General features: G+C 32.5%; 2 protein-coding genes. Both read right to left on the bottom strand.

The genetic code is table 11. The features are described from left to right. Positions 1–205 precede the first annotated feature (205 nt). On the bottom strand, positions 206–3,250 hold the full coding sequence (locus tag PHC28_RS16985) for an efflux RND transporter permease subunit (RefSeq protein WP_300103377.1): 3,045 nt from the start codon (positions 3,248–3,250) through the stop codon (positions 206–208). A gap of 6 nt (positions 3,251–3,256) precedes the next feature. After that, positions 3,257–3,667 (bottom strand): efflux RND transporter periplasmic adaptor subunit (locus tag PHC28_RS16980; RefSeq protein ID WP_367278061.1); only part of this gene is annotated, 411 nt, incomplete at its 5' end.

The raw sequence follows: 3,667 nt of genomic DNA, 5'->3' as shown, positions 1-3,667 counted from the left end.
TTTGCTCTGTATTGGTTTTTGAAAATTTGATCAAATTATAATAGTAGTTAAAAATGATTTTGAGTTATTTGTTTCTTTATAAAAAATGAATATTGCTAACAAAAGGGTAGAACCAAAAACTCAATAGATGTAAAAAGATAGATTTTCCATTTCATAGTTGTTAATTTTTAATTTGGTTAAAACTTGTTTTTACTGTTTATTTTCATTATTCTTCAATTTTAGGAGGTATCAATTTATACATTACCGGAGTTACGATTCGAGAAAGTATAGTTGAGCTTATTAGACCTCCAATCAGGACTAATGCTAAAGGAGATATTTGAGGATTTGGATTTAATGCCAAGGGGATTAATCCTCCAATAGCAGTTAGTGAAGTTAGTACCACAGGAAGAAAACGTATTTCGCCTGCTTGTTCAATGGCCTTATCGAGTTCCATTCCATCTGCACGAAGTTGATTTGTGAAGTCAACAAGTAAGATTGAATTTTTAACTTCTATTCCTGCCAAACCAATAAAGCCGATAATAGCTATAAACGACATTGGATTTCCAGATAAAAACAAAGCAATGACTCCACCGAAAACACCTAAAGGGATAACCGATAAAACGATTAATGTTCCCTTAAAAGTTTTGAATTGTAAAATGAGTATCGCAATAAATAAAAATACGGATAATAGGATTACTGTAATAAATGATCCACCAAAAGCATCGTCTTCACTTTCTACTTCGCCCGATAATTTATAATAATACCCATTGGGTAATTTCATTTTGTCTAATTTTGGTACAATATCTTTTAGAATATTATTAGCCAAAATGTTCTTTTGAGTATATGCCGTTATTTTTGCAAATCTATTTTTATTGAAATGGTTAATTGTTGTAGGTGAAGTTTCAAATGAAATGGTTGCAATTTGATTTAAAGCTATTGGAGTTCCTACGGCATTATTTACATATAAATTATCAAAAACGGATAAGGTTGCCACTTTTTCTCTAGGAACATTGACAACAATATTAAAATCATCTCCTTCTCCGTTAGAGTAAGTTCCTACTTGAAATCCTGCAATTGCCATTCGAATGGTTTTGTCAATATCTGCAGTTAAAACGCCAAGTGTTCTCGCTTTTTCTTTATTGATTCTTACCTTAACATCTGTTTTTAATAAATTTAACTCGTTATTTACATAAATTGCACCCGAGTTAGATTTTACGATTTGTTCTACCTTGAAGGACAATTTTCGTAATGTATCGAGATTATCTCCAAAAACACGTATTGAAATAGGAGCTTCAATTGGTGGGCCTTGTTCAAAATCTTTTACTTCGATTTTTGCATATGGAAAATCAGCAAACTGCTGTCTTAAATCTTCAATTAACTTTTTCTTTGCTGATGGTTTGGCGTGGTTATCCATTTGGATAAATAATTGTGCAAAATCACTCTTTTCTTCTTGTTGAGAAACATTATAATAAACAGGCGGATTTCCTTTACCTACGTTGCTAGTATAAAAAACTATTTGTTTGTTGTTTTTGATACTATCTTCAACCATCTTTGTAATTCTGTCACTTTCCTGAATGTTGGTTTGTAATGGCATTCTAATATTTACTAGAAAAATAGGTTTTTCGGAAGCAGGAAATAGTTTAAATCCAATGACAGGAAATAGTAATGCCGAACAAAGAAATAAACTGAATGAAACTACTAATGTTAGTATTGGTCTTTTAAGCGCTTTAGCCATTAGGACAGAATAGGTACTGCTAATTCCTTTTTTTAACGCTCGCAAAAATATGTTCCCTTCGGGATTTGTGTGCTCCTTTAAAATCCTACTTGCCAAAAAAGGCACTACAGTTAAAGAGACAAGCAACGATGCTATAACACTCGAAACTATGGCTAATGGTAAGCCTCTAACAAATTCTCCTGGTCCACCAGGTAAAAAAATCATTGGCAAAAATGCGATTACCAACGTTGCTGTAACTCCCAGTACCGCCAAACTTATTTGTTTGGTTGCCATAATCGCCGCTTCTTTTCGACTGTAACCATCACGCAACCATCTTTCAATATTTTCGACCACTACAATGCTATCATCAACAAGTAATCCTAATGCGACAACCAGACCTACAATACTTAATTGGTTTAGTGAAATTCCAAACATATTTAAACCCACTAATCCTAATGCAAGAGATAACGGAATTGAAAACATAACAATAATAGATGCTCTTGAACCCAATGGAAGTAAGGTAAAAAGCACTAAAAATATTGCTATAGCAAAGTCAATTCCTAAACCGCCTAATCGTTGTGCCACATTATCGCCTTGGTCGAAGTTCTTTATTAGTTTTATGTTTTTGGGAAGTGTTTTTTCAAAATCATTGATAACTGGAATATACTTTTTTTGATTAGTACTTATGTTGGTCGCCACTTTTTGTGCTGCAGTTACAAGTACACATCGATGTCCGTTTAGTCTTGTAATATGTTTTTCGGTTTCGTTTTTAAAATCTATAATGGCAACATCTTTTAAATAAACAATTTTTCCGTTTGAATTGTAAACTACTGTATTCGCAATGTCATTGAGGTCGCTAAATTTGCCACTTGTTTTTACATTAAAAGTTTTGGTGCCAGCGTTTATATTTCCACCGGGGATATTTGCATCTTCACTTTGTAAACTTCCCACAACAACATTCAAAGGGATTTTAAGTTGGGCAATTTTATCTATTTGAAGGTCAATACGAACAACATCATCAGGAACACCTGAAACTTTTATTTTTTTTAGGTCGGTTATTTTTTCTAATTTCTCTGTAAGATCTTCGGCACTTTTTCTTAACGCTGTGTAAGAAGCATTTTCAGAAACTAAAGCAAGTTGTAGAATACTTACGTCTGATGGGTCAAACTTTTTTATTTCTAAACTATATAAGTCTTTTGGGAGCTTGTCTTGCAAACTATTGACTTCTCTAACCACCTCTTGGTATTTTTCATCAACTTTAACTCCGTATTTGAATTCGATTGTAATTATGGCCAAGCCATCTTCAATAGTTGTAATAATTTTGTTTACGTTTTCTAATTCATATAGTTTTTTTTCAATTGGTTTTGCAACCAATTCCTCCATATCTTTTGGGCTTGTTCCGGGATAAACCACAACAATTGGAAATGTTGGCGGATTAATTTGTGGGTCTTCGGCTCTAGGCATAGTAAACAGAGTAACTAAACCAACCGCTGCTACCATAATAAACATTACCAAGGTGAATTGATAATTTTTGACTGAAAAATTAGTTAAATTCATCGTGTATTATTTTATGATTTTTATAATTGAATTTTCATTTAGGAAGGCACTATTGGAAACAATAATTGATTTAATGTTTTCTAAACCACTTTTGACCGTAATTTGATTATTATTGAAACTATCAATGATGATAGGAATTCGTTTTACGCCATTATTAAAAGGAACAAATACAAAAGCATTATTACCGTCTGCCTCAATCAAAGCGTCATACGGAATGACAGGTAAATTAGATGTGTTTTTTGTTTTTATTTCGGCTTTAGCAAACATTCCAACAGCAAGTTTTGTTCCTGACAACTCTAATTTTAATTCGATTTGGAAAGAACCATTTGTTTGATCAGATGCCTGTGATTTTCGAAAAACTATTGCATTGAAAATCTGATTTGGAAAAGCATCAATATGGACTTTTGCACTTTGATT

It is taken from the genome of Flavobacterium sp., from assembly GCF_028712645.1.
Classification (GTDB): Bacteria; Bacteroidota; Bacteroidia; order Flavobacteriales; family Flavobacteriaceae; genus Flavobacterium.
This window is presented reverse-complemented; position numbering and strand designations above follow the sequence as displayed.